Below are 6,704 nucleotides of genomic sequence, written 5' to 3'. Positions count from 1 at the left end.
GCTTTGAGGAAACCGGGCAGCGCGTCAGGATGTGTGACACCATCTTCGCGCATAAACTCGCCAACTGTCTGGACATCTCTTTGCTGTACGCCGCCTGTCTGGAAGCGGTAGGCATTCATCCGCTGATAGTGTTTACCAAAGGACATGCTTTTGTGGGCGGTTGGTTGGTGGATGAATCCTTCGCAGACCCTGTCAACGACGACCCTTCCCTGCTCACGAAGCGGACGGCAGACGGGATCAATGACATCGTGCTGGTGGAAGGTACCAGCATGAATGCCGGGAACCCTACGTCCTTTGACGCAGCGGTTGCCACCGCCAACCAGCATATGAGGAAAGACGAGGAGTTCGGGTTGTTTGTGGACATCAAGCGCACCCGCTTTAGTGGCATCAGACCGCTTCCACTCCGGGTCCACACCCCGAATGGCTGGGAAATCATAGAAGAGGAACCTGCCAAGGAACGGCAGGGCGATGCCCCTGAAGCTTTGGCCGCCGGGTTGGAGATACTGGACGTGGAGCAGATAAAGGTTTCCAAGCAGCGTCTCTGGGAAAGGAAACTCCTGGACCTCACGCTCCGGAACAACCTCCTCAACATCAGGCTTACCAAAAGTACCCTCCAGTTGATTTCCATCAACCTGGGTCAACTGGAGGACGGCTTGGCTAACGGGCAGGAGTTCCAGGTGTTGCCCAAACCGGCGGACTGGGACAATCCGCTCCGCAGCACGGGCATTTACCAGACGCTGAACCAATCTGACCCCATCCATGATTTGGTGAAGCACGAGTTCACCCAGAAAAGGCTCCGCTCCTACCTCACCGAAAACGAACTGCAGCACGGCCTCACCAATATCTACCGCAGCTCCCGCCAAGCCATTGAGGAAAACGGGGCCAATACCCTCTACATCGCCCTGGGCTTGCTCAAGTGGTATGAGACCCCGGCCAGTGAACGCCCCCGTTATGCGCCCATCTTACTCTTGCCGGTGGAAATAGTCCGGAAATCCGCCCAGAAGGGTTACGTCATCCGGAGCCGGGAAGAAGAGACCATGATGAACATCACCCTGCTGGAGATGCTGCGCCAGGACTTCGGGATCAACATAGGAGGGCTGGAGAACCTGCCCAAGGACGAGAGCGGGGTGGACGTGCGCATGGTGTTCAATATCATCCGGAAAGGCATCATGTCCCATTCCCGATGGGACGTGGAGGAACAGGCGCTTCTAGGCACTTTCTCGTTCAGTAAATTCATCCTCTGGAATGATATCCATAACAACGCTGACAAACTCAGCCAGAACAAAATCGTCAAAAGCCTTATCTCCGGTATGCTGGAGTGGCAGCCGGAGGCGCTGCCGGAGAACGCCGCATTGGACACGGATTTCCACCCCGCAGAGATAGCGCTCCCCATCAGCACCGATTCCTCCCAGTTTGAGGCCATCTTGAGCTCGGCACAAGGGAAAAGCTTTGTCCTGCACGGCCCTCCCGGCACCGGGAAATCGCAGACCATCACCAATATCATCGCCAATGCCCTGTACGCCGGCAAGAAGGTCCTGTTTGTTTCTGCCAAGAAGGCTGCCCTTGACGTGGTGGAGAACCGCCTGGAAGCCATTGGCATCGGCTCCTTCTGTCTGGAGCTGCACTCCAACAAATCCAAGAAGTCGGCGGTCCTGGAGCAGTTGAAGCGGGCCGCGGAAATAAACAGGAAGTCTTCTCCCCAGAGCTTTGAATCAGAAGCTGAAAGGCTCCTGTCCACCAGAACGGAGCTAAACGGATACGTGCAGGCCCTTCACCAGAAGTACGGGTTCGGGTTTTCGCTTTTTGAGGCGTTTACCAATTATAGCCAATTAGCCCTTGCCCCAGACAGTGTCACCTTTACCCCGCCGGCGGTGGAGCAATTGACCGCCTCACGGTTGGCCGAGTGGGAAGACCTGGCAAGCCAGATGCAGGTCATCGGCTCCGTGATTGGCCACCCACACCGCCACCCCTTGGAAGCAGTACGGGTAACCCAATATGCCCAACAACTGAAGACTGACGCCAAACAGCTCCTGGGCAGTTACCAAAACCTCCTCTCCCAGTACCAGATAGAGACGGCAGCCGTATGCCGTATCCTTAAGATAGACTCTACTCTCCCGGCCAGGGAACAGGCAGATGCCTTGGCTCTCCTTATTTCCCTTCTGCTTCGGCTCCCTGACGTCCCGGCATCGCTGCTCACCGTAGACCATGTGGAACAGACGCTGTCACAGGTGATGGGGTTGGCCGCCCACGGCCAGAAAAGGGAAGCCCTCCGTCAGCAATTGCTCCAGAGGTTCAACAAGACCCTCCTGAACTACCCAGCCGAACAGGCTTTGCAGGATTGGAATATCGCCGAGCAGAAATGGTTTTTGCCCAAGTTCCTGAAACAAGGGGCTATCGCCAAGGCCATGAAGAAGTTGAGCTTGACCGGTAGCTTGGCGAAACAGGAAACCCCTGCTATCCTCCAAATGGTGATTGACTACCAGGCGGAACAGGCACCCCTTGAAAAGTCGACGCACCTGCCGCAGCTGCTAGGGTTTCTCTGGCGGAATGATACCTGCCAATGGGAGGCATTGCTGGACATCTGCGCTGCCCTCATTGACATCAACCGGCAGGGGATTATCCTAAACACTGCCGCCAAGGCAAAAGAATGGAGAACCGAGCTTAGCCGGGAATTCTCCGAGGGAAGCAAAGCTTATCTCCAAGCACATGGGCAAACCCTTGCCAACTTCCTGTTGCTTTCTCAGGAAATAGGCAGAAAAGAGTTGGAGCTACATCAACTTCTGGGCATAGAGCACGCTTCGCTCAAGGTGAATGACGCCCATTGGGTAAACAACGCCCTCCTTTATGCGGGCAAATGGCTCGGCGCTATCGAGGAGGTGCGGGACTGGATCCAATGGCTACAGATAAAGGAAAGGGCCTTGGAGCTCGGTCTGCAACCCTTGGTTTCCGCGTATGAGAACGGCGGCATGGGAAGCGAGGAAATCGGCCAAAGCTTCAGAAAGGGGTTGTACCGCTCCTGCGCAGAGTACATCATCGACCAAGACCCGCAGCTTTCCACCTTCAGCGGCAAACTCTTCGAGGAGAAAATCAACAAGTTCAGGGAATTGAGCAAGGGCTTTGAGCAGCTCACCAAGGAGGAACTATATGCCCGATTGGCGGCCAAGATACCCTCCTTTGTGCAGGAAGCTTCCCAAAGCTCTGAGATAGGGATCCTGCAGCGCAACATCCGCAACAACGGCAGGGCGACCTCTATCCGGAAACTCTTCGACTCCATCCCCAATCTATTGCCTCGGCTTTGCCCCTGCATGCTCATGAGCCCCATCTCCGTAGCGCAGTACTTTGATGCCAATTCCACCAAGTTTGACCTCGTGGTGTTTGACGAAGCGTCCCAGATGCCTACCTGCGAGGCGGTGGGCGCCATTGCCCGCGGCACCAACGTGATTGTGGTGGGGGACCCCAAGCAGATGCCCCCTACCAGTTTCTTCGGCTCTACCGCCGTGGACGAGGACAACATAGAGTTGGAGGACCTGGAAAGTATCCTGGATGACTGCCTGGCCCTGTCCATGCCGTCCCATTACCTCCGGTGGCATTACCGAAGCAAGCATGAAAGCCTTATCGCCTTCAGCAATGCCAAGTATTACGACAACCAACTTCTCACCTTCCCTTCCACAGATGACATCACCACCAAAGTACAGCATGTACCTGTGGAGGGCTTCTATGACAAAGGTAAGACCCGCCAGAACGAGGCAGAGGCCAAAGCCATAGTGGAGGAAATCATCCAGCGTTTGTCACACCCTTTGTTGGCTAAAAGAAGCATCGGTATTGTGACGTTCAGCGTGGTGCAGCAGAACCTGATCGAGGATTTGCTCACCGAGGTGTTCAAAACCAGGCCGGATCTGGAAAGAATTGCCGTGGAGACCGAGGAGCCGCTGTTCATCAAGAACCTGGAAAACGTGCAGGGCGACGAGCGCGATGTCATCCTCTTTTCCGTGGGCTACGGACCGGACAAGGATGGGAAGGTAAGCCTGAACTTCGGGCCCATCAACCGGGAAGGCGGCTGGCGGAGGCTGAACGTGGCCGTCTCCAGGGCCCGCTATGAGATGAAGGTGTTCTCCACCCTCCGCGCCGACCAGATCGACATCACCCGCACCGCCTCGGAAGGAGTGGCCGGACTGAAGGCATTTCTGGCCTACGCCGAAAAGGGGAAGTCGGCACTGCCCGGTAGGTCGGTTATGACCTCTACCAATGAGGTGTCTTTTGAGAATACCCTGGCCGAGGAAATCAGGAAGCACGGGTACGAAGTCCACACCGGCATTGGGTGCTCTGACTACAAAATCGACATGGGGGTGGTGAATCCGGCCAGCCCGGATGAATACATCTTGGGCATTCTCTGCGATGGGCATAACTATGCCAGCACCAAGACCTCTCGGGACCGGGAAATAGTACAGGCAGATGTGCTTCGCCTGCTCGGCTGGAACATCTATAAGGTGTGGTCCATCGAGTGGTGGGAGAACCCACAGCGGACAGTCAATGAAATCCTGACGGCTATAAAACAGGCCGAAGAGCAGAAGACTCTGGCTCCCGCTCCTATCAGCGCATCGGAAGTCACTTCTCTATCAACACCCCAGCTTCTAACCTTTAACCAGACAGTAGGCACTATAAAATCTTTTATAGCCAAGGCAGAGGCCACCATAGAAGCAGTCACTTCTACTGCCGCCCTGGTGTATGAAGTTTGCCAGATGGAAACCGTGCCGACTACTTCCTCCGAGGATTTCCTTCAGCCTTGGAACCGCGAAAAGGTAGCCCGGCAAATCATGCAGGTCCTCGCCACGGAGTCCCCTATCAGCCAGAACCTCCTGTGCAAGCGCGTGCTGGCCGCCTGGGGTATTTCCCGGAACGGCTCCAGGGTGAATGCCTACTTCGAGAATCTATTTGCACGGCTACCAATTCAGAAGACCCAACTAGGCAAAAGTGTTATTCTTTGGAAAGAGGAACACCAACCGGAATCTTATCCCTTTTTCAGGGTGAGCGAGTTAGAGATTCAGAAACGGGAGGCGGATGATTTGCCGCCTGAGGAAATCGCCAACGGCATCAGGGAAATCCTGACCAACCAGATAAGCCTGCCTAAAAATGAGCTTATCCGGGAGGCTTCCCGCCTGTTCGGCTATGCACGTCTAGGGGCTAATGTCGAAACAGCGATGGTATCCGGCATTGCCCACGCCATTGATAAAGGGTATGCGGTAGAAGAGAATGAACGGCTGGTTTTAGCATAGTAAAATGCCTGCTGTATCCTGGCCTAGCATCCTACGGTTGGCCCTTCCTTCACTAAGGAAGGGCCAACCGTAGGATGCTACTGCTCGCAAAGGGTAAGAAAATCGGCTTGGGGGATCTTTGCCCCCCTGATTTTCCCTTACCGTTTTTCGGACCTCTCTGCCCGCTTCGGAATGGGAAAATTTCCGGGATGGGTTAGGATTGCAGCCTTCATCATTGCCAACAGCTTCGGTAGGTTCGAATATGCAGGCTGCTCCAGGAGGTTCAGATCACCCCCACGCATTTACCGGCCAATTCCTTTTGGGATACCTGCTGGATTCGCCGGCAGCGTAAGAAGAAGTAATTGCGGTCCTGAGGGCCAGATAATTATTGATGGGATTTTAATCATTTAACTACAAAAAACACATATGGCAAATTATGAGGAAATGGACTTTCGGAAGTTCACTGGTCGCAGCGAAACAGACAAAGCAATCAACACTCTGAAAGGAATTTTACTTGGCATCAACCTAGATGGCAAGATCAATGCATTAGAAATCAGAGAACTTCAGGGCTGGTGTAAAGAGCATGGGGAAATGGTCAACAGACACCCTTTCACTGAGCTTGTTAGCTTAATCCAAGAGGGAACAAGCAGTGGTTTAGAAGGGGTTGATTGGATAGAGGACCTGCTTTACCTATGCAATCAAACCGGAGAAGGTAGCCTATACTATGATATGGCCACTGCTGACCTTCAGACTTTGCAGGGTATGTGCCACGGAATTCTTTCAGATGGCCAGGTGGATGACACTGAAGTAAATTCTTTAAGAGAATGGCTTGATGAGCATGAGCACTTGGCTAAATACTATCCATATGATGAGATACACTCTCTAGTATTATGTGTGCTTTCTGACGGCATTATTGACGATAAGGAAAGGCTCAGGCTCAAAGCTCATTTTAATCAGTTTGTAAAGCTTTCTGATAGTGAACTGACAGAAAAAATTGCATTTGATACCGCATCCATCAAAATTGAGGGAATCTGTACTGCAAATCCGGAAATTGATTTTGACGGTAAGACATTCTGCCTCACTGGATTATTTGACCGTGGCACCAGAAAAGAAGCTGAAGCTGCAGTTGCTGATATGGGAGGCATTGTCACCAAAGATGTTTCCAAAAAAACAGATTATCTCATAGTAGGCCAGGGAGGCAGTCCATGTTGGTCATTTGAAGCCTTTGGAAGGAAAGTTCAGAAAGCCCAGACGTATCGCAGAGAAGGAAGCAAAGTCTCAATCATTGCAGAATATGACTTTTGGGATATTCTGGAAGGTGCGCAGTGTGCAAACAAAGTAAACGCGAACCAGTAAATGAAGTTTTCTCCACGGATTGGCAGGACTAATAGTAGAAAGTCCTACCTTATTGTAAGGTAAGCGCTTCAGAAACTTCCTAATAATATAATTTCT

The 6,704-nt window shown here is 52.9% G+C and carries 2 protein-coding genes; both read left to right on the top strand.

Going from position 1 to position 6,704, the window contains the following annotated elements:
- The first annotated feature begins 29 nt into the window (after positions 1-29).
- Positions 30-5,273: a DUF3320 domain-containing protein gene (locus tag EFB08_RS17485; RefSeq protein WP_227006388.1), complete on the top strand. Its 5,244-nt coding sequence runs from the start codon at positions 30-32 to the stop codon at positions 5,271-5,273.
- A 405-nt stretch (positions 5,274-5,678) separates the two neighbouring features.
- The gene (locus EFB08_RS17480; RefSeq protein WP_123128255.1) at positions 5,679-6,608 is read left to right on the top strand and encodes a BRCT domain-containing protein; all 930 of its coding nucleotides are present in this window, start codon (positions 5,679-5,681) and stop codon (positions 6,606-6,608) included.
- Positions 6,609-6,704: the final 96 nt, after the last annotated feature.

This window comes from Rufibacter latericius (assembly GCF_003721515.1).
In the GTDB taxonomy this organism is placed as follows: Bacteria; Bacteroidota; Bacteroidia; order Cytophagales; family Hymenobacteraceae; genus Nibribacter; species Nibribacter latericius.
The sequence above is the reverse complement of the archived record's forward strand: the minus strand, read 5'-3'. Positions and strand labels throughout refer to the sequence as shown.